Source organism: Erwinia sp. AK-PDG3-5 (assembly GCF_056821705.1).
The window spans coordinates 2,081,160-2,102,311 of the sequence record NZ_CM165967.1; the positions used below are offsets into that span (position 1 = coordinate 2,081,160).

A 21,152-nucleotide genomic window follows, 5' to 3' on the forward strand; every position below is an offset into this window, starting at 1 on the left:
GCTCAGACGATGTATCAGTTCACCGCAGTGATGCTCGTCCGGCGCTTGCGCTCACGCAGGAAAGCACGCACCAGCAGCAACCATGCCAGCCCACACGCCAGGTTCACCACGCTGAACATAAAGCTTCCGCCACCGAAGTAAGCGCTTTTCGCCAGCTCAATTCCCAGCGCAAACACCACAATGCTGACCATACCCAACATTGCCGCCACGCTGCCTTTACCGGCGGTGCTGGAGAATAGCGTCAGGCGATACAATCCGGCATTCACCAGCCCGGTACCAAAGCCATACAGGCTCAGACCAGCCGTCAGCCACAGATAGCTGTGCGGGTTAATGGAGGTGCACAGCGCAGCCAGCGCCAGACCAATCACAATCGGCCAGGCGCCCAGCTTCAGCGGCTGCTCAATCGCCATGCGGCCAGAAAGCCGACCGAGCGTCAGATTTCCGGCAATCATCGCCACAAAGACCGGCAGCTGCAACAGCGCATAATCCATGCGGGTTAACCCTTCGTCATGGATCAGGATCACCGGTGAAAGCGCAACCCAGGCCAGGCAGGGAATGGTGACCAGGCCGATGGCCAGCGATCCACTCATGACCTGACGGTCAGTCAGCAGAGCGTAATAGCCTTTGGCGAGAGATTTCAGCGACAGTGAGGTGTTCCGATCCCCCGAGGTTTCCGGCATGGTGCGCCACAGCCCAATCAGCGCCACCGCCGTGACGCCACCAAACAGCCAGAACATGGTGCGCCATTCGCCGACGGAGAGGAACGCAGCGCCGGCCAGCGGCCCGGCCAGCGGGGCTAACAGTGCAACGTTGGCCATCAGCGCCATGATTTTCACGCTCAGCGACTCATCAAAGGCTTCCTGGATGGCGGCATAACCCACCGCGCCAATAAAGCACAGGCTTATCCCCTGTAAAAATCGCAGCAGGATAAACTGCTCGATGCTCTGCACCCAGTGCGTGGCGAAGCAAGTCAACATAAAGAAGGCCACGCCCGACAGCATCACCGGACGGCGGCCGAGCTTGTCGGAAAGCGGGCCCAGTAACCACTGCAGCACGATGCCACCGATCAGATACGCGGTTAGCGAAGCGGAGACCCATTCAGGGCCAACATTGAATTCGCTGGTAACCAGCAACATGCCGGGCTGGATCATGTCGTGGGCGATGTAGGTGGCAAACTCAAACAGGACCAGGGAGAGAGGGAAAATCAGATGTCGGCGGGTCAGGCTCGACACCGGAATAAATGAGGCCATTCTGGCTCCTTCCAGCAAGGATAAGAAAAACAAAAGACGCGGTCACCGAAGCGACCGCGCCAACATACACCAGTTTACTGCCGGATTGATGAATTATCTCGGGCAAGGCGCAGCGTCAGGTTGCTCACCGCCTGACGGTGCCCTTACCCGGCGCACTCAACCCTTAACGAAACGCCGCAATCGGGTTAACCAGCGTGCCGGCAAACTTGAGGTTTTCCGCCGGATCGGCCAGGTTAATCATCTGCTGATTGTTCGCTAACTGCAGGCGGTTCAGGCAGGAGCGGGTGAACTCCGGCGTGAACATATCGTAACGCTCAAACTTGCTGGCCAGCTGCGGATGCGCCTGCTGATACTCTTTCACGCAGTTAGCCACCGCCTGCCAGAATTTCTCTTCTGGCAGGGTGCCGGATTCGTCGAGAATGGCGCTGATAAAGCGGAAAATGCAGTCGAACACGTCGGTAAAGACCGACAGCAGCTTCAGCTCTTCCGGCACGTCCACCGCCAGACGCTGTACCTTCTCAGGCAATACCGCGTCCGGGTTCATCACCGCAATCTCTTCGCCAATGTCTTTCATATAGGCGCTGACCGGCACGTTATTTTCCAGCAGCAGGATCAGGTTTTCGCCGTGCGGCATAAACACCAGATCGTGCTGGTAGAAGCAGTGCAGCAGCGGGCTGAGGTAGCAGGTCAGATAGCGCGCGATCCACTGATCCGCTGGCAAGCCTGAATCGGCAATCAGGGCCGGCAGCAGGGCTTTCTGATGTTGATCGACGTGCAGGAAGGACGCCATGGTCATCAAACGTTGATTGACCTGAAGCTGGGCAACCGGGTTGTCACGCCACAGCGCGGCAAACATTTTTTTATACGCCGAGTCGCCGGTGATGGCCTTCTCGTAATAACGGTTGTGATAACCGACCGCAGCCACCTCGCGCAGAATGCGGAAGTCACAGCGTTGCAGCCACTCATCCTTCGCCACCAGACCGTCCAGCCATTCGTTAATCGCCGGCGTCGTAGCCATGTAATACGGCGAAAGGCCGCGCATAAAGCCCATATTCAGCACCGACAGCGCGGTTTTCACATAGCGCTTGTTCGGCTGGCTGCGGTTGAAGAAGGTGCGGATAGACTGCTGGGCCTGATAGTGATCGTCGCCGGTACCGAGGTAAACGATGTCGTTATTGGCAATATCCGGCGCGAAGACGGTCAGCAGTTTGTTCTGCCACTGCCATGGGTGCACCGGCATAAACAGATAGTCATCGGTCGCCAGGCCTTTTTCGGTCAGCTGGCGATTAAAGCCGTTAATCATCGAATCACCCAGCTCATCACGCATCAGCTGCTCATACTCCAGATCGCTCAGGCTGGAAAAATGCGCATTGCGCAGATGAACCGCCACCCACACCAGATTGATTGGTGTCGCCGCTTCGGGGGCAAAGGCCAGATAATCGCGCGCATCAAAGCCGATACGGCCGTTATTCGCCACGAAGCACGGATGTCCTTCGGTCATTGAGGCTTCCACCGTCTGGAAATCCGCACTGACCAGCGCGGTGCTGTCAGGATTGTTCTTCTGCAGCTTGAACACGCTGCTGCAAAGCGTGCTGGTGATCTCTTCCATATAGGTGGCCAGCATCGCCGGAGGAATGCCAATCTGCTGATTAAACTCGACGATAAATTGCAGCGCATCCAGCGTCAGCGGACGTCCGTTCTCCTGCTTGACCAGGGAATCGGCGGCGATTTCCCAATGATCTAACGCCAGCCGACGTGCCTTAAACTGATAGTCAGCTTCGCCGCCCGGAACGGCCAGGCTGAAGCGACCGTTGCCCAGATCGCTTGGCGCGATGATTTTCTCATGGGCGAATTCGGCAATGGCTTTGCGGATCAGCATACGGTTTGCCAGCGACCAGTTGTCACCGGACAGATGCGATCCTGAGAGAAGCGGGTTGTCATTAGTCATAGTCAGGGTTTCCTGCAGTAAAGCGTGTTGGTAATCATCGCGCTGGCAGAAAGCCAGCCAGGCGGTTTTGTGGCCCATATCAATGGTGTGTTGGTAGCGGAAGCCGGCACGCTTGTTCAGCGGGTGGATTTTGTCATTGCGCACATCAGGCTCGACCACCACGCGCTGCACCTCCGGCTGGCTGAACATGTAGTCCATCACCACGCTGAACACCTGCCAGCTGAACTGACGCACCGGACGATTAGCCGGCGCGATCAGGATATGCATCCCGTAGTCGCCCGGTTGCGCCGGATAGAACTTGCCGACTTCATCTTCACCCGCCTGATAGAACTCCATCAGGAACACCGGCTTGTCATCACAACAGCCGATCAACGCCGCACGCGGATTGTTGGCGGTCAGGTTGCGATAGAAGGTGGCGACCTGTTCCTGGCTGTCGCTCTGCATTCCCCAGAAGCGGGCATAATCACGCGTGACCCAGCTGTGGATTAAGGACGCATCGTCAGCCTGCATCGGACGAAGGGTGAACTGGCCCGCCGGACGGGCTTTGCTAAACAGTATTTGAGACATATCAACGTTCCGATTTGGCCGGGAAGGTCTGGAAAGCGATCTGGCGTTCTACCGGATAGACTTCCCGGCCGGCCAGTTCGCGCAGTAAGACGGAGTTGCGGTAGCACGCCATGCCGAGGTCTGGCGTGACAAATCCGTGGGTATGCAGCTCGGCGTTCTGCACAAAGACCTGATTGTTGTGGTCGATGCTGTAGTTGCGCTGCACGTCGTAGCGGCCTTTTTCATCCCAGCGTAAGCGGCTGGAAATGCCTTCAATAAACATCGGCGGACGGTAGTGATACCCGGTCGCCATCACCAGACCTTCCGTCCGGCGGGTAAACGGCCGGTCCTGCTCCTGCTGATGCAAGGAAAGCTCAAACTCACCGCCCGGCAGCCAGCGCATATCCTTCAGTTCGGAATGGGTGAACAGGTTGACGTTCAGCTCACCATCCAGCTGCTTCACATACATCAGGTCATAGATGTCATTGATCAAACTGCTGTTGATGCCTTTATAGAGGTTTTTATGGCGTGCATTTAGCGCGTCACGTTTCTCAGGCGGTAGATCGTGGAAGTAGTCGATCCACTCTGGCGAGGTCATCTCCAGCGTCAGCTTGGTGTACTCCAGCGGGTAAAAGCGCGGGGCGCGCGTCACCCAGTTCAGCTGGTAGCCGTGGCTGTCGATATCCGTCAGCAGGTCGTAATAGATCTCTGCCGCACTCTGGCCGCTGCCCAATACGGTAATTGAGCTTTTCTTCTGCAACGCCGCTTTATTCACCAGGTATTCACTGGAGTGCGTAAAGCGTTCGCGATACGGACGGCTGCAGTCTGGCATCCACGCCGCAGGACCGGTGCCCAGTACCAGATGGCGCGCCAACCACTCCTTCGGCTCTCCGCTTTGCGAATCCACCGAACGGATGCGATAGCACTGCTGGCTGTCGTCATAGCTGACGTATTCCACGCGGGTGTTCCAGCGCAAGTTGCTCAGCTGCGAACAGGCCCACTGGCAATACTGGTTGTACTCTTTACGCATCAGGAAAAAGTCTTCCCGGATATAAAAAGAGTACAGCTTGCCTTTCTGCTTCATGTAATTCAGCAGGCTGTAACGGCTGGTCGGATCGGCCAGCGTCACCAGATCGGCCATAAACGGCGTTTGCAGATGGGCGCTTTCCAGCATCATGCCGGTATGCCAGTCAAAGCCAGGGTTCTGGTCGAGGAACACACCGTTCAGGCCTTCAACCGGTTCGCTCAGGCAGGCCAGACCGAGGTTGAAAGGGCCGATGCCGATACCAACAAAATCATAAATCGTAGTCATAGTAGGGATCTCACTGATTAGCCGCGTTCAGCGCAGAATGGCGAACCTGTTCGCGACCGTAATGAACGATCAGCGCGATAACATCTTCCAGGTCTGCGGCTGTGGTGGTCGGGTTCAACAGGGTAAATTTCAGGTACTGGCGGCCATCAACTTTGGTGCCAGCAATCACGGCATTACCGGAGCGGAACAGCGCTTTACGGATATTGGCGTTGATCTCATCGACGGTGGCCTCGCTCATGCCGGGACGCGGCACATAGCGGAAGATTTGGGTGGTCAGTTCCGGCGCATGCAGCACGTCAATGGCCGGATGAGCGCTCAACAAGGTGTGCGCGGTTTGCGTCAGGTCGATGATCGAATCGAACGCTTCACCCAGGGCGGCAGGGCCCATAATGCGCAGCGTCATCCACATCTTCAGCGCATCGAAACGACGGGTGGTCTGGATACTTTTGTTCACCAGGTTAGGCGTGCCTTCCTGCTGTGCGCTGAGCGGATTCAGGTAGTCAGCGTGGTGTGTCACATGGCTCAGATGCTGTTTGTCGCGAACGAAGAAGGCACCACAGCTGACGGTCTGGAAGAACGATTTGTGGTAATCCACCGTCACTGAATCGGCTTTCTCAATGCCGTTCAGGCGCTGGCGATGCTGCTCAGAAACCAGTAAGCCACAGCCGTAGGCCGCATCCACATGCATCCACAGGCCGTAATGTTTGCAAAGATGCGAAATGGTTTGCAGCGGATCGATGCTGCCAAAGTCGGTGGTGCCGCTGGTGGCGACCACGGCAATCGGGATCAGGCCTTCCTGATGGCAGCGCTGAATTTCCTGCTCCAGCTTCATCGCATCCATGCGGTAGTGATTGTCGTAATCCACCGGGATCACCGCGTCGTAGCCGAGACCCAGGATCGCCATCGATTTCTGAATGCTGAAGTGGCTCAGCTTCGAGGTAAATACGCGCCATTTGCTGGCATCGTGCGGCAGCCCCTGATGTTTGATCAAATGACCCGGATGATGTTCAGCACACCAGCTGTCACGCGCCAGCAGCATCGCCATCAGGTTGGACTGCGTGCCGCCACTGGTGAAAATGCCGTCAGAATGATGCGGTAAGCCGATGCGGCTCAGGGTCCAGTCAATGACTTTCTGTTCGATCAACGTGCCGCCGGCGCTCTGATCCCAGGTATCTACCGAGCTGTTAACCGCCGCCATAATCTGTTCGGCCAGCAGGGAAGGGAGCACCACCGGGCAGTTCAGATGGGCAACATATTTCGGATGGTGGAACCAGACGGCATCACGCAGATAGAGCTCCTTCAGCTCTTCCAGCGCCGCTTCGTTGCTGCCCAGCGGGGAGTTCAGATCGACAGCGTTAAATTTGGGCGCCAGTTCATGAGGAAGAATACCGCTGAACGGTTTTTCCACGTTGGCGATGGTATTCGTCAGCAACGTCAGCACGTCCTGTGTTTGCTGATCCCACGAGTCCAGTTGCCGATCGTTGAAAATGTACTCCTGGACTCCAGCAGTTTCTGACGACAGGTGCAGGCGAGGCACCGGCTGAGTTTGTGAACGTAAGACCATAGCAATTCCTTAAAAAAAGACGTAGTGAGCCCTGCCATCCCAAAAAAAGGACGACGTTATGCGCCTGACGGCATGGCGTCAGTTCAGATTTGTTAACGGTTTTCCAGGGTGGTAAAAACCCTATTGGCACAGCAATCCAGTGGTTTTAGCTTAACTTAACTAAAATAACTCCTGTTTGTGTGGTTTTGTGGCGTTAAAGCACCGTTTGTTATTGAGGATGAGATTATAAATAGTAATCATTATCATTCAATAGGATTATTGTGACAGGAGTGTTATAAGCATTGTTAATGTTAAAAGTGTGATGCAGATCACAAAATGGCCGTTAAGGGCTGCAAAAGGCCGGTCAAAGGACTAAGGGGCGTGCGGCGGGGGGATAAGAAAAAGTTATTGAGCCTTGCAGCTCAATAACTTGGGGGAAGGTTATTCTACGCGAAGCACGCGGCTGGTGTTGGTCGTACCCGTGGTACTCATTACGTCTCCCTGGGTCACGATCACCAGATCGCCGGACATCAGGAAGCCTTTATCACGCAGCAGGTTAGTGGCGTCGTGCGCTGCCGCCACACCGTCGTTGTTGCTGTCAAAGAAGACCGGCGTCACGCCACGATATAGCGCGGTGAGGTTCAGCGTACGCTCATGACGGGACATGGCGAAGATAGGCAGGCCAGACGTGATACGCGAGGTCATCAGCGCGGTGCGACCGGATTCGGTCATGGTGATAATCGCGGTCACGCCCTGCAGGTGGTTAGCGGCATACATCGCTGACATCGCAATGGCTTCTTCGATGTTATCGAACTGCACGTCAAGACGGTGCTTGGAGACGTTGATGCTTGGGATTTTCTCTGCGCCCAGGCACACTTTTGCCATCGCGGTGACGGTTTCCGCTGGATACTGTCCGGCGGCGGTTTCAGCGGAAAGCATCACCGCATCGGTGCCGTCCAGCACGGCGTTAGCCACGTCCATCACTTCGGCGCGGGTTGGCATTGGATTGGTGATCATCGACTCCATCATCTGGGTCGCGGTGATCACTGAACGGTTCAACTGACGGGCACGGCGTATCAACGCTTTCTGGATGCCGACCAGCTCCGGATCACCGATTTCAACGCCCAGGTCGCCCCTTGCAACCATCACCACGTCGGAGGCCAGGATAATGTCATCCATCGCTTCCTGTGAGGCGACGGCTTCTGCACGCTCTACTTTCGAAACGATTTTTGCATCGCAGCCAGCGTCACGTGCCAGGCGGCGGGCGTAATTCAGGTCTTCACCACAGCGCGGGAAGGAAACGGCGAGGTAATCACAATTGATTTTCGCGGCGATCAGAATGTCCGCTTTGTCTTTCTCGGTCAGCGCTTCAGCCGACAGGCCACCGCCAAGTTTGTTAATGCCTTTATTGTTGGACAGCGGGCCGCCGACGGTGACTTCGGTAAACACTTTCATGCCCTGAACTTCCAGCACCTTCAACTGCACGCGGCCATCATCCAGCAGCAGCAGGTCGCCTGGCACCACATCGGCCGGCAAACCTTTATAATCGATGCCGACTTTTTCTTTATCACCTTCGCCTTTACCCAGGCTGGCATCGAGCAGGAAACGATCGCCTACGCTTAAGAAGACCTTGCCTTCTTTAAAGGTGGACACACGGATTTTCGGGCCCTGCAAATCGCCGAGGATCGCCACGTGGCGTCCCAGCTTCGCGGCAATTTCGCGGACTTTGTTTGCACGCAGAATATGATCTTCTGCGGTGCCATGTGAGAAGTTCAGGCGAACGACGTTGGCACCCGCAGCGATGATTTTTTCGAGGTTATTATCACGGTCGGTAGCGGGGCCTAAGGTCGTTACGATTTTGGTTCTTCTTAGACGTCTGGACATGTATGACTCCGTTGACTTTGAAAGGGAGGTTGCCTGAGCAATCCCTGAAAAGGTTCACTCTATTTTATAGGATCGGGCCGGGTACAGCGACCCATTGCGGACCGGCTAACGGCGAGAGAGGGCCACTAACGGGTCTTCTTTATCAAATCTCGATTCTTTCAGTGCCGCCTTGACCCGCTTCAAATTGTCGCGGAACTTTGCGCCACGTCGCAGGGTAAAACCGGTGGCGAGCACATCTATTAATGTCAGTTGTGCCAGCCGGGAGACCATCGGCATATAAATATCCGTGTCTTCCGGGACATCCAGCGCCAACGCCAACGTGGCCTCACGGGCCAGTGGTGAATCCGCCGAAGTGATAGCCAGCACGGTAGCATCATTTTCCCGCGCAAGCTGAGCCAGTTCGACTACGTTTTTAGTGCGGCCGGTGTGGGAGATTAACACCACCACATCGCCTTCCGTGCTGTTGATGCAACACATTCGCTGCATCACAATATCATCGGAATAGATGACAGGCACATTGAAGCGAAAAAATTTATTCATCGCGTCATGCGCCACGGCAGCAGACGCGCCGAGGCCAAAGAAAGCAATTTTTTTCGACTGGGTTAGCAGGTCCACCGCGCGGTTAATGGCGGTGGCGTCCAGGCCGTTGCGAACGCGATCCAGCCCGGCCATCGCGGACTCGAAAATTTTGGCGGAGTAGGCTTCCACGCTGTCATGCTCTTCCACATTGCGGCTGACATACGGCGTGCCGTTAGCCAGGCTTTGCGCCAGCTGGAGTTTGAAGTCGGGGAAACCTTTGGTTTGCAGGCGATGACAAAAGCGGTTCACCGTCGGTTCACTGACTTCTGCTTCTCTGGCCAGAAGCGCGATGCTGGCATGGATGGCCGAGCCCGGGGCGGCAAGAATTACCTCCGCCACTTTGCGCTCGGATTTGCTAAGGTGTTCCAGGTGAGCCTGGATTTTTTCCAGCATATTCATAACGGCGTCCACTCATACATTCTGACGATTTCAATCACAGGAGAAATCGATGTCAATTTGTAGAGAATATACAGCGCGCCGATCGGCTTCGGGCAGCGGCATTGTCCGTCTGGCCTGCCTTTTTTATCAGACTTTGAACTGTGTCTAACTTTCACAGTTGTAAATGCAGTAACAAAAAAGTTTAAAAATTACGCACAAACTGCCCGTTCACTGCGCGGGAAAGTTCAGACAATTGCATACTCTGTGCTGGAGGCGTGCTGCCAGGTTTACGTGGACCTGGCAAAAGCAGTACATTGTATTGAAAGAAAATTACAATAAGAGCCTGACTGCTTACGGATTATACGGGTCAGGCTTATCCTGCAACGAGGAGAATATAATGGCGGTTACACAAACGGCCCAGGCATGCGATCTGGTCATTTTCGGTGCCAAAGGCGACCTTGCGCGCCGGAAACTGTTGCCTTCCCTGTATCAACTGGAGAAAGCCGGTCAGATCCACGAAGAATCCCGCATTATCGGGGTGGGTCGTGCAGACTGGGATAAAGCAGCCTACACCAAGGTAGTGCGTGAAGCGCTGGAAACCTTTATGAAGGAGAAGATCGACGAAGCGCTGTGGGATAAGCTCAGCAATCGACTCGATTTCTGTAATCTTGATGTGAATGACGCTGCGCACTTTGCCAAACTGGGCAAAATGCTCGACCAGAAGAAACGCGTCACCATCAACTACTTCGCAATGCCGCCGGGAACTTTTGGTGCGATCTGTAAAGGTCTGGGCACCGCCAAGCTCAATGCACAGCCTGCGCGTGTGGTGATGGAGAAGCCGTTAGGCACCTCTCTGGCAACCTCTCAGGAGATCAACGATCAGGTCGGTGAATACTTCGAAGAGAACCAGGTGTTCCGTATTGACCACTATCTGGGCAAAGAAACGGTCCTCAACCTGCTGGCACTGCGCTTTGCCAACTCCCTGTTTGCTTCAAACTGGGATAACCGCACTATCGATCACGTGCAGATTACCGTGTCGGAAGAAGTGGGTATCGAAGGCCGCTGGGGTTACTTCGACAAAGCCGGCCAGATGCGTGACATGATCCAGAACCACCTGCTGCAGGTTCTGACCATGATTGCCATGTCACCGCCTGCGGATCTTTCTGCAGACCGTATCCGCGATGAGAAAGTGAAGGTCCTGCGTTCACTGCGCCGCATCGACCATACCAACGTGCGCGAAAAAACCGTGCGCGGTCAGTACACCTCTGGTTTTGTGCAGGGCAAAAAAGTGCCTGGCTATCTGGAAGAAGAAGATGCCAACAAATCCAGCAGCACCGAAACCTTCGTTTCGATCCGCGTGGATATCGATGACTGGCGCTGGGCGGGCGTTCCGTTCTACCTGCGTACCGGTAAGCGCCTGCCGGTGAAATGTTCTGAAGTGGTGGTGTACTTTAAGAACCCGGCACTGAACCTGTTCAAAGATTCCTGGCAGGAACTGCCGCAGAATAAACTGACCATTCGTCTGCAGCCGGATGAAGGGGTGGATATTCAGATTCTGAACAAAGTCCCGGGTCTGGATCACAAACACAACCTGCAAACCACCAAGCTTGATTTAAGCTTCTCTGAAACCTTCAACCAGTCTCACCTGGCAGATGCTTACGAGCGCCTGTTGCTGGAGACCATGCGCGGTATTCAGGCTCTGTTTGTTCGCCGTGATGAAGTGGAAGAAGCCTGGAAGTGGGTCGACTCCATCATGGAAGCCTGGGCTGGCGATAACGAAGCGCCTAAGCCTTATCAGGCAGGAACCTGGGGACCGGTTGCCTCTGTGGCGATGATCACCCGCGATGGCCGTTCCTGGAACGATATCGGCTAATCGCCCATCGCTGCCTGCTCTCAAGCCCCGTCTCTGCTACGGGGCTTTTTTTTTGCGCAGGCGTGGGCAAAAGCGTCGTAAAGAAAAATGAACCGTAGTTTTAAAAATCCGCGTTAGCGCATGGACGCAGGGAAGGGCAATCCTGTATGGTAGGGGCTGTATTCCTGTCCTGACGCCGCGCGCGTCGCTTTGGAGAAGCAGAAAGATGACTAACTGGAAGACCAGCGCCGAGCAAATCCTGACCACTGGCCCTGTGGTGCCGGTAATTGTGGTAAACAAACTTGAGCACGCAGTGCCAATGGCGAAAGCGCTGGTGGCGGGCGGAGTGAAAGTTTTAGAAGTCACGCTGAGAACACCCTGCGCGATGGATGCCCTGAAAGCGATGATCCGCGAAGTGCCGGAAGCCATTGTGGGTGCGGGCACGGTCCTTAACGTCCAGCAGCTGAAAGAAGTGACCGATGCCGGTGCGCAGTTTGTAATCAGCCCTGGCGTGACCGAATCGCTGTTACGCGCAGCGGTTGATGGCCCGGTGCCGTTAATTCCCGGCATCAGCACGGTGTCGGAGTTGATGACCGGCCTGGATTATGGCCTGCGTGAATTTAAATTCTTCCCGGCTGAAGCCAACGGTGGCGTGAAGGCGCTGCAGGCGATTGGCGGCCCATTCCCTCAGGTGCGTTTCTGCCCGACGGGCGGCATTTCGCCGGCGAACTACCGTGACTATCTGGCGCTGAAAAGCGTGCTCTGTATTGGTGGTTCCTGGCTGGTTCCGGCTGATGCGCTGGAAGCAAGGGATTACGATCGTATCACCCAGCTGGCCAGAGAAGCGGTAGCGGGCGCGCGATAAGACGTCAGATCAGGCATAAAACAAAAGGGATGGCACAGGCCATCCCTTTTTTGTTGGTACGAAAGCGCGGTTATCCGCTGACTTTCACACCGGCTGCACAGGCAATCGCGCGCTGTACCGCGTCATCGATGTTCTCGCCCGTGGCCAGCGCCACGCCCAGACGGCGCTTACCCCGGACTTCCGGTTTGCCGAACAGACGAACCTGCAGACCGGCGCCCAGCACGCCACCCAGATTGGCAAACTGCACGTTATCGCTGTCCAGTTCCGGCAGGATCACCGCAGATGCGGCGGCGCCGTACTGACGAATGCCCCCGATCGGCAGACCGAGGAAGGCACGCACGTGCAGGGCAAATTCGGACAGGTCCTGAGAAATCAGCGTCACCATGCCGGTGTCGTGTGGGCGAGGGGAAACTTCGCTGAACACCACCTCATCACCACAGACAAACAGCTCAACACCAAACAGGCCGTGGCCGCCCAGTGCCTTAACCACTTCTTCGGCAATCTGCTCAGCACGTTGTAGCGCGAGGGCGCTCATCTGCTGCGGCTGCCAGGATTCACGGTAGTCGCCATCTTCCTGACGGTGGCCAATCGGCGCGCAGAAGTGAATGCCATCAACCGCGCTGATGGTCAGCAGGGTGATTTCGAAATCAAACTTCACCACACCTTCAACGATCACCCGGCCTGCACCGGCACGTCCGCCTTGCTGCGCGTATTCCCAGGCGGCATCCAACTGTGACGCTTCGCGGATAAAGCTCTGGCCTTTACCTGACGAGCTCATCACCGGCTTCACAATGCACGGGAAGCCAATTTCATCAGCCGCCTGATTAAACGCCTGCTGGCTGTCGGCAAAGCGGTAGGTCGAGGTAGGTAACGCCAGCTCTTCTGCCGCCAGGCGACGGATGCCTTCACGGTTCATGGTCAGGCGGGCAGCGCGGGCGGTTGGCACCACGTGTTGACCCTGTTTTTCCAGCTCAATCAGCATATCGGTGGCGATGGCTTCAATTTCCGGCACGATATAATCCGGGCGTTCCAGCGCAACCAGCGCTTTTAACGCCTCGCCATCCAGCATATTAATCACATGACTGCGGTGTGCCACATGCATGGCAGGCGCATCGGCATAGCGATCGACGGCAATCACTTCAACACCAAGACGCTGGCATTCCAGCGCCACTTCTTTGCCCAGTTCACCTGAACCTAACAGCATTACGCGGGTTGCGGCAGGGCGCAGCGCGGTACCAAGAGTGGTCATAATCTCTACCTGATTGGATGGAAAAAACGCGCGAAGTATAAACGAAAACGATTGCGCGTACATCCGCTTTCCAGGGTTGAGCGAAAAAGAGACGTCTGATATACTGTATAAAAATACAGTTAACTGAGGTGTGGATTATGCCTGTTGAAATCAAATATGTTGTCGTCAGAAAAGGTGAGGAAAAGATGACATTCGCCAGTAAGAAAGAAGCCGACGCGTACGATAAAATGCTCGATATGGCAGAGGCCTTTTCTGATTGGTTGAGCGTGGCACCTCTGGGCATGGAAGAAGAGCAGCGTGAAGCGCTGGGCATGTTCCTCGCAGAAAATAAAGATGCCGTGCAGCATATTCTGCGTACCAGCAAGATGCCTGAAGCGAGCGAGTCCTCCGCCGCTGGCAATGATGCTGAACCGAACGTTGAACAAGACACTGCTGAAGCTGCAGCAGAAGAACCGGCTGAAGAGTCTGATGCGCAAGAGCCGGAAGCCGTAACGGGTAAAGCGGCCAAAGCAAAATCGGCTACACGAACCGTTAAAGCTGCCTGATCCTTTTTTCTTCATCACAGCCTGTGGCGCGAAGGGTATTTTTCCCCCTTTGCGCCATATAACCTTGCTTTAACTCTTCCCTGTTAGTGACTTGCTTCACCGGCTACCGTTAACGATCGCCGCCGGATAATACCTTTTTCAATGACTGCAGCGCTTTGTTGGCCACCTCTGCCGGCGGCAGTTGATGATAACAATCGCTGAACACTTCCAGTCCTATCGGGCCTGAATAGCCTTGCTGATGCAGATAGTCAGCCAGGGATGAAAGCGGGAAATTTCCTTCGGCTGGCAATAAACGCTGATGGCGTGCCACATCCACCAGACGATCGTGGTTGGGAAGGGTAACCAGGTCTGACAGCTGGACCAGGAAGATCTTATCCATCGGAATCCCCGCCAGATCGTCCACCGTCCGGTTCAGCACGAAAATGTGAAACGCATCCACCACTAGTCCAAGATTGGGTTCATTGACCTTTTGCACCAGTTGCCAGGCCGCGGCCGTGTTGTTGATATGCGTGCTCCATGCCATGGCTTCAAAGGCCACGCGCAGGCCACGTTTGCCTGCCTGACGGGCCAGCCAGCGTATATCTTCCTCTTCCCGATCTGCAATGCAGCCCTGATGGGTAGATGCAGGCGTCAGTAAGGTTGTTGCGCCCAGTTCAACGGCGGTATCCAGCATCTGCAGGGCTTCCTGGCGTTTACTCTCTCGCTGATCGTCTGGGGCGCCGTCAAAATCCAGCAGCACCTGGTAATCCGTCATGGCCAGGCCGTGGTTATCCAGTAATCTGGCCACATCACTGGCATCGCCGCTGGCTGCCTCCACGTCCTGACGCCAGAGCTCAACCTGATCAAACCCGGCCTGGCTGGCGGCCTTCAACTTCTCTTCCGTGCTGCCGCCAAGCAAAACCGTATTGATAAACAGCGGATTATTATTGAATCTCATGATGATTTTTCCCTTACGCTGGTGCTTTAAAAAAAATAAATCCTGTCGATTCAGCCGCCACTTTTGGCGAAGCATTATGAACCAGAAGGTTCGACTGGTGGGGCAAGTATAGCTGACGGCTTAGCATCAGCTGACCGTGAAGGTTTTCCAGGCTTTTCCTGCTTTGACGCTTCTTGACGCAAGTCGCTCTATGCTGGTTGTTTTCCGCTGAAGAAGGAAAGGCAATGAGTAACTGGCTGCAACAGATTCAAACGGTATTGGGAGGCAGTAAAGACGGCAAAGGCGGTGGTGAAGGCCTGAGTAAAATGCTGGCACCGGGCGCGCTTGGTGGACTGGCCGGTTTGCTGATTGCCAGCAAATCCTCCCGTAATCTGCTGACCAAGTATGGCAAAAATGCGCTGATCATCGGCGGTAGCGCCGCAGCAGGTGCCGTACTGTGGAAAAAGTATAAGGATCGGGTGAGCGAAACCCATCAGGATCAGCCGCAATTCGGTCAGCAGCAGTCACCTGTCGATCGCCGGGCCGAGCGTCTGGTGCAGGCGCTGGTCTTCGCCGCGAAAAGCGACGGGCATATTGATACCCAGGAACGACAGGCCATTAACGAGCATATCCATCAGTCCGGGCTAGGCGCAGATGGCGAGCGGCTGATTCAGCAGGCGATTGATATGCCGCTGGACCCACAAAAACTGGCCGTGGACGTGAAAAACGAAGAAGAGGCGCTGGAGGTCTATTTCCTCAGCAACCTGGCGATCGACGTCGACCACTTTATGGAGCGCAGCTACCTTCAGGCGCTGGGTGATGAACTGAAAATCCCTCAGGACGTGCGCGACAGCATGGCTGAAGATATTAAAGCCGAAAAGCTGAAGCTTACCGCCTGATCCTGCTTTCGGGGTGACCCTTGTGTCACCCCGTCACACTATTTTTTCAATCTCCTGCCATTGCGCTTGGCAATCTTGATAACAACTGCCACCCTTAGCCTATGTGATTGATCCAACGGGGCTGAACCATGCATAAACCACCAATTGCCAAAAAAATTCCTTTTGATATGACGCTCCACGGAGAAACCCGCACCGATAATTATTACTGGCTGCGCGATGACAAGCGGGAAGATCCTGCGGTCCTCGACTACCTGAAGGCCGAAAATGCCTATGGCAAAGAGATCATGCAGTCGCAGCAGGCGCTGCAGGAGACGGTGCTGAAGGAGATTATTGACCGCATTCCCCAGCGCGATCACTCGGTCCCTTACGTCAGAAAGGGTTACCGCTACCAAAGCCGTTATGAAGAGGGCAATGAATACGCCATCTATACGCGCCAGCCTGAAGAGACCGCTACGCCTGATCGCTGGGACGTGTTGCTGGACGGCAACCTGCGTGCGAAGGACAGCGATTTTTATACACTCGGTGGCGTCGGCATCACCGGTGATAATAAAACCATGGCGGTGGCCGAAGATTTCCTCTCACGTCGTCAGTACGGCATCCGCTTCTGTAATCTGGAAACCGGAGACTGGTACGAAGATGTGCTGGAAAATGTCTCCTCCAGCCTGACCTGGGCCAGCGACAACCGTACGCTGTATTACGTGAAGAAGGATGAGCAGACGCTGCTGCCTTACCAGGTCTGGCGTCATACGCTGGGAACGCCAGTGCAGGATGACCAGCTGGTGTATGAAGAGCTGGACGATACCTTCTACGTCGGCGTGCACAAAACCACCTCGGAAGACTATATCCTCATCTCCCTGAGCAGCAGCACTACCAGCGAAGTTCTGCTGCTGGATGCCGCTGACCCGAATGCCGAACCGCAACTGTTCTGCCAGCGCCGCAAGGATCACGAATATGGCGTTGATCATTACCAGCAGCAGTTCTATGTGCGTTCGAATCGTGAAGGCAAAAATTTCGGTCTGTACCGGACCGCTGCTTTTGCAGAAGACAAGTGGCAGACGCTGATCCCGCCACGGCCTGACGTGGTGCTGGAAGATTTCAGCCTGTTCCGTGACTGGCTGGTGGTCGAAGAACGTGAGGGTGGGCTGACCAGCCTGCGCCAGATCCACTGGCTGACCGGCAAAGAGTCAGGCATCGCCTTTGACGATCCGGCCTATGTCACCTGGCTTTCCTACAATCCCAGCCCGGAGACCAGCAAAATCCGCTATGGCTACTCGTCAATGACCACGCCGGACACACTTTTTGAGCTGGATCTGGACAGTGGCGAGCGCAAGGTGCTGAAACAGGCTGAGGTTAAGGGCTTCGATGGCAGCAACTATCGTAGTGAACGTCACTGGATCACCGCCCGTGATGGCGTTGAAGTGCCGGTTTCTCTGGTCTATCACCGCGACCACTATCAGCCGGGCAAAAATCCGCTGCTGGTGTACGGCTATGGCTCTTATGGCAGCAGCATGGATGCCGATTTCAGCGCCAGCCGCCTGAGCCTGCTGGATCGCGGATTCGTCTTTGCCCTGACGCATATTCGCGGGGGCGGAGAATTGGGGCAGCAGTGGTATGACGACGGCCGCCTGTTAAACAAAATGAATACCTTCAACGATTTCATCGATCTGACCGATGCGTTGGTGGCTCAGGGATACGGTCATCCTGATAAGCTTTATGCAATGGGCGGCAGCGCCGGTGGCCTGCTGATGGGTGCGGTGATCAATATGGCACCTGACCGATTCCATGGCGTTGTGGCGCAGGTGCCGTTTGTCGACGTTGTTACCACCATGCTCGATGAATCCATTCCACTTACCACCGGGGAATATGACGAGTGGGGCAATCCGGCGGAAGAGCAGTATTACCGCTACATTCGTCAATACAGCCCGTATGATTGCGTTACTGCTCAGGCCTATCCGCATTTGTTGATCACCACCGGTCTGCACGATTCCCAGGTACAGTACTGGGAACCGGCAAAATGGGTGGCGAAGCTGAGAGAGGTGAAAACGGATGATAACCTGCTGATGATCTGTACCGATATGGACTCAGGACACGGCGGTAAATCAGGACGCTTTAAGGCTTACGAAGGGGTGGCGCTGGAATACACCTTCCTGATCGCGCTGGCGCAGGACACGCTCAGCGCGGTCAACGCAAACTAATCCTCAGCTGACAATGCGCGTTCCATCGCGCTGCGCAGATCGGGCTTAAGATCCGGGATATTTTTCAGCATCCACTTGAGGTATCCCGGATCGCGTTTCGCCACATCATCAATTTTACTGCCACGGTATTTGCCAAACGGGAAGGTGGTGCTTGAGCCTTTCACCAGCATTCTGCGGATCATCTCGGCGGCATCCCAGCCGGAGTAATCCATAATGCGGATCAGCAGGGCGGCAGTGACATAGCAGTCATACAGCGCCCGGTGCGCGTGAAGATCGGCCGGAGGGGTGACCTCCAGCTTCAGCGTTTCGCGCAGTGCCTGGTTGCTGTATTTGATGCCTGGCCATAATCCCCGTGCCAGGGTCATGGTACAAATCCACTCTCCGTGCATTTCTGGCAGCATCCGCCGGTCAAAGCTGGCGTTGTGGGCGACGTAATAGGGACTGCCGTGATAACGACCGATGGCGTGCTCGATAGGCGGCTTATCTGCGACCATCGCTTCGGTGATGCGATGAATCGCCATCGCATGTGGGCTGATGGGCCGGTCAGGGCAGATTAAATCACTCATCGGATTGACAATCTTGCCATCAATCACATCGACCGACGCCACTTCCACAATTCCACCCTGCAGACCGCAGGTTTCGGTATCTATCACGCGTAACATTATGCGTCCCTTTTAAAAAACTGGCGGGTAGCGTAACGAATGCACCTCTCCTTGCCAATCATTACCCGTTCTTCTGGCAATGACTAACTGCTCACCTTCGCCGCCGGCGACCACCTGTCTGCCGCTTTCGTCCCACAGCGCACTCTTGCCCGCGCTTTGATAACCGCCGGTGGGCAGGGCATGGTTGGCCATCAGCACCGCCATTTTGTAGTCGCGTGACCAGCGCGCCAGGTATTCACAATCATTGTGATAACCCTTTTCCGAAACCAGTACGCCAGTGGCATACAGATTGGCGCCACGTCTTGCCGCGTCGCGGGCAAACTCTTCCACGCTGATATCCGCGCAGATCGCCATGGCGACATGATGACGCTGATAACCAAACAGCGGTACGCCTTCGCCCGCGGTAAAGAACAGCTTCTCATCACCAAAGAGATTGCGCTTGCCGTAGGCCACCCTGGTGCCGTCCGGCAGGAAAGCCACGGCGCTGAGTAGAATATCCTCGCCGTTAACCAGCGGCAGGCCGATGACAATCGACATCTGATGGGCAGTTGCGGCATCGGCAAACACCTGCAGGCATGGATCGTCCAGGGTCATCGCCAAAGTGGGCACCAGGGAGAGTTCGTAGCCGGTGAGGGAAAGTTCAGGGAAGATCAGTAAATCGATGTGATGGGATGCAGCCTGAAGAATGAATTCAAGGTGGCGGGAAATGTTCCAGGTGATGTCACCCGGTCGCGAACCTGATTGAGCAGCAGCAATACTCCAGACAGACATAAGCTCTCCAGCAAGGTCTCATTGAGGCCATCATCACAACCGAAGCGGTGAATAAAGACAAGAGATATTAAGTCAAATTGACGGCTATTTTAGTTTTGGTTCGTAAGGTAAGCGCGAAAGGCTCAGTGAAGCCTGGCGATATTGCGTCAGACGCTGACGGAACCAGTCACGTAATGCTTCCGGCTGCTCGCGCTCAACCATTTCGGCAATTACCGGCATGTTATAGCGTTCTTTAAACGCCACACCTGCAGCGGCCAGGTCGACGTTAACCTTATCTTTTTCTTCCTGCGGCCAGTTGGCCAGATTTTGAGTCATCAGCTTTCTCCTGTTACGGCGGCAAAAATATAGCAGTTAGTGCACTTTCGCAAGCCTGGGTCTGCTTAGCGCCGTTATCGGCTCGACACATTATTTTAAGCGGGGTATCCTTTCGGCCTCATCGCAGCTATCGGGCTGCCAAGGACAGGATGATACGACTATTATGCGTAAGTTCTCTATGGTTTTTGCTCTGGCGCTGACCGCTGCCGCCTTCTCTCAGCAAGCTTCTGCACACGCTCATTTAAAGAGCCAGTATCCCGCCGCGAATGCGAATGTTGAAGCCTCTCCTCAGGCGTTAACGATGACGTTTTCTGAAGATATCGAACCGGCTTTCAGCGGCGTGGAGATCCTCGACGGCAATCAGAAAGCGATCCCCACCGCCAAAGCTGAGCGCGCGCCACAACAGCATAACCAGCTGATTGCGCCCTTACAGCAGCCGTTGCCCTCAGGTCATTACCTGGTGAACTGGCATGTGCTTTCGGTAGACGGACATAAAACCAACGGGAATTACAGCTTTAGCGTGAAGTAAGATGTCCCTCAGCACCTTCTATATACTCTGCCGCTGGCTGCACTTTGCCGCGCTGATGTCGCTGGCAAGCGGCAGCCTGTATAGCGCATTGATGGCGCCGGCCCGTTTTCGATACTATCTGGCGGGACGTTTTCGCCTGTTACTGAACTGCAGTGCGATAACGGCGTTGATTACCGCCGTTATGCTGCTTGCCGCCCAAACCGGGCTGATGGGTGATGGCTGGCAGGATCTCGCCAATACGGACGTCTGGCTGGCGGTATTGCAGACCCGTTTTGGACAGGCCTGGCAATGGCAGCTGATCGCCGCCTTGCTGGGCGTGGCGGCATTGGTGCTTCATTGCCGTATTCGTCAGCAGCTTCTATTGCTGAGTGGCGTAGGGCAGCTGGTGGGCCTGGCCTTTGTCGGACATGCCGCGATGCTGGATGGCGCGATGGGCGTGCTGCAACGCACCAATCAGGCCGTGCATCTGCTCTCGGCGGCCTTCTGGGCCGGTGGATTGCTGCCGGTAGTCCTGCTGATGAAAGACGCGCGGCAGATGGCGACACGCTATGACGCGATCCGCACCCTGATGCGCTTTTCACGCTACGGGCATCTGGCGGTGGCGCTGGTGGTGATCAGTGGCGTGATCAACGCGCTCTTGCTGCTGGGCTGGCCACCGGCCAGCTTTCAGCTCTACAGCCAGCTGCTGCTGATTAAGACGCTGCTGGTGGCGTTAATGTGTGCGGTCGCCCTGTTTAACCGTTACTGGCTGGTGCCACGATTTCAGCGTAGCGGTGAGAATGCCCAACATAAATTTCTGCTGACCACGCTGGCTGAGCTGTTGCTCTCGGCGTTGGTTTTGCTGCTGGTTAGCGTGTTTGCCACGCTTGAACCGGCCTGATACTGATTATTTCTACCGCCTGCACACGGCAGGC

General features: G+C 55.4%; 18 protein-coding genes. 7 read left to right on the forward strand and 11 right to left on the reverse strand.

Translation table 11 applies throughout. From position 1 onward, the window contains the following. Positions 1-14: 14 nt before the first annotated feature. From AC1UKS_RS09585 to AC1UKS_RS09610, 6 genes are all read right to left on the reverse strand, one after another. Entirely contained in the window at positions 15-1,250 is a 1,236-nt protein-coding gene (locus AC1UKS_RS09585) for an MFS transporter (RefSeq protein ID WP_265910702.1), read from the reverse strand. A 163-nt stretch (positions 1,251-1,413) separates the two neighbouring features. Continuing rightward, positions 1,414-3,765 (reverse strand): GNAT family N-acetyltransferase, encoded by a 2,352-nt coding sequence (locus tag AC1UKS_RS09590; protein ID WP_482436628.1) that lies wholly within the window; start codon positions 3,763-3,765, stop codon positions 1,414-1,416. 1 nt (position 3,766) lies between these two features. Next, on the reverse strand, positions 3,767-5,056 hold the full coding sequence (locus AC1UKS_RS09595; RefSeq protein WP_265910700.1) for a lysine N(6)-hydroxylase/L-ornithine N(5)-oxygenase family protein: 1,290 nt from the start codon (positions 5,054-5,056) through the stop codon (positions 3,767-3,769). A gap of 10 nt (positions 5,057-5,066) precedes the next feature. Then, the gene (locus tag AC1UKS_RS09600) at positions 5,067-6,620 is read right to left on the reverse strand and encodes a pyridoxal phosphate-dependent decarboxylase family protein (protein WP_482436629.1); all 1,554 of its coding nucleotides are present in this window, start codon (positions 6,618-6,620) and stop codon (positions 5,067-5,069) included. Positions 6,621-7,040: 420 nt separating this feature from the next. Beyond that, positions 7,041-8,483: a pyruvate kinase gene (gene pyk / locus AC1UKS_RS09605; RefSeq protein ID WP_013202515.1), complete on the reverse strand. Its 1,443-nt coding sequence runs from the start codon at positions 8,481-8,483 to the stop codon at positions 7,041-7,043. A 105-nt stretch (positions 8,484-8,588) separates the two neighbouring features. Then, complete coding sequence (locus AC1UKS_RS09610; RefSeq protein ID WP_265910698.1) at positions 8,589-9,461, reverse strand: MurR/RpiR family transcriptional regulator; 873 nt, start codon at positions 9,459-9,461, stop codon at positions 8,589-8,591. A gap of 376 nt (positions 9,462-9,837) precedes the next feature. Between AC1UKS_RS09610 and zwf the strand changes: the two genes are divergently transcribed. Together zwf and AC1UKS_RS09620 are read left to right on the forward strand one after the other, a co-directional pair. Next, positions 9,838-11,313: a glucose-6-phosphate dehydrogenase gene (gene zwf, locus AC1UKS_RS09615; RefSeq protein WP_482436631.1), complete on the forward strand. Its 1,476-nt coding sequence runs from the start codon at positions 9,838-9,840 to the stop codon at positions 11,311-11,313. A 205-nt stretch (positions 11,314-11,518) separates the two neighbouring features. Continuing rightward, entirely contained in the window at positions 11,519-12,157 is a 639-nt protein-coding gene (locus AC1UKS_RS09620; RefSeq protein WP_482436633.1) for a bifunctional 4-hydroxy-2-oxoglutarate aldolase/2-dehydro-3-deoxy-phosphogluconate aldolase, read from the forward strand. A 70-nt stretch (positions 12,158-12,227) separates the two neighbouring features. On the opposite strand, the gene purT is transcribed toward AC1UKS_RS09620, so the two are convergent. Continuing rightward, on the reverse strand, positions 12,228-13,406 hold the full coding sequence (gene purT / locus AC1UKS_RS09625; RefSeq protein ID WP_482436634.1) for a formate-dependent phosphoribosylglycinamide formyltransferase: 1,179 nt from the start codon (positions 13,404-13,406) through the stop codon (positions 12,228-12,230). Positions 13,407-13,543: 137 nt separating this feature from the next. Between purT and AC1UKS_RS09630 the strand changes: the two genes are divergently transcribed. Continuing rightward, entirely contained in the window at positions 13,544-13,951 is a 408-nt protein-coding gene (locus tag AC1UKS_RS09630; protein ID WP_482436635.1) for a YebG family protein, read from the forward strand. Between the two features lie 109 nt (positions 13,952-14,060). Here AC1UKS_RS09630 and AC1UKS_RS09635 read toward each other — a convergent pair whose 3' ends face one another. Further along, positions 14,061-14,888, reverse strand: coding sequence for a sugar phosphate isomerase/epimerase family protein (locus tag AC1UKS_RS09635; RefSeq protein WP_482436637.1), 828 nt, complete (start codon positions 14,886-14,888; stop codon positions 14,061-14,063). A gap of 224 nt (positions 14,889-15,112) precedes the next feature. Here AC1UKS_RS09635 and AC1UKS_RS09640 point away from each other — a divergent pair, with 224 nt between their 5' ends. Together AC1UKS_RS09640 and AC1UKS_RS09645 are read left to right on the forward strand one after the other, a co-directional pair. Then, entirely contained in the window at positions 15,113-15,766 is a 654-nt protein-coding gene (locus tag AC1UKS_RS09640) for a tellurite resistance TerB family protein (protein ID WP_265910693.1), read from the forward strand. A gap of 128 nt (positions 15,767-15,894) precedes the next feature. Continuing rightward, positions 15,895-17,961 (forward strand): prolyl oligopeptidase family serine peptidase, encoded by a 2,067-nt coding sequence (locus AC1UKS_RS09645; protein ID WP_482436638.1) that lies wholly within the window; start codon positions 15,895-15,897, stop codon positions 17,959-17,961. Here AC1UKS_RS09645 and exoX read toward each other — a convergent pair. The 3 genes from exoX to AC1UKS_RS09660 form a co-directional block, all read right to left on the reverse strand. Further along, on the reverse strand, positions 17,958-18,623 hold the full coding sequence (gene exoX / locus AC1UKS_RS09650) for an exodeoxyribonuclease X (protein ID WP_013202506.1): 666 nt from the start codon (positions 18,621-18,623) through the stop codon (positions 17,958-17,960). The two genes, AC1UKS_RS09645 and exoX, sit on opposite strands and share 4 nt — an antisense overlap. Positions 18,624-18,635: 12 nt before the next feature. After that, the gene (locus AC1UKS_RS09655; protein ID WP_482436640.1) at positions 18,636-19,394 is read right to left on the reverse strand and encodes a carbon-nitrogen hydrolase family protein; all 759 of its coding nucleotides are present in this window, start codon (positions 19,392-19,394) and stop codon (positions 18,636-18,638) included. Between the two features lie 84 nt (positions 19,395-19,478). After that, the gene (locus AC1UKS_RS09660; RefSeq protein ID WP_013202504.1) at positions 19,479-19,709 is read right to left on the reverse strand and encodes a DNA polymerase III subunit theta; all 231 of its coding nucleotides are present in this window, start codon (positions 19,707-19,709) and stop codon (positions 19,479-19,481) included. Positions 19,710-19,872: 163 nt separating this feature from the next. Here AC1UKS_RS09660 and yobA point away from each other — a divergent pair, with 163 nt between their 5' ends. Then, entirely contained in the window at positions 19,873-20,238 is a 366-nt protein-coding gene (gene yobA, locus AC1UKS_RS09665; RefSeq protein ID WP_482436641.1) for a CopC domain-containing protein YobA, read from the forward strand. A gap of 1 nt (position 20,239) precedes the next feature. Beyond that, on the forward strand, positions 20,240-21,118 hold the full coding sequence (gene copD, locus AC1UKS_RS09670) for a copper homeostasis membrane protein CopD (protein WP_482436642.1): 879 nt from the start codon (positions 20,240-20,242) through the stop codon (positions 21,116-21,118). The last annotated feature ends 34 nt before the right edge of the window (positions 21,119-21,152 follow it).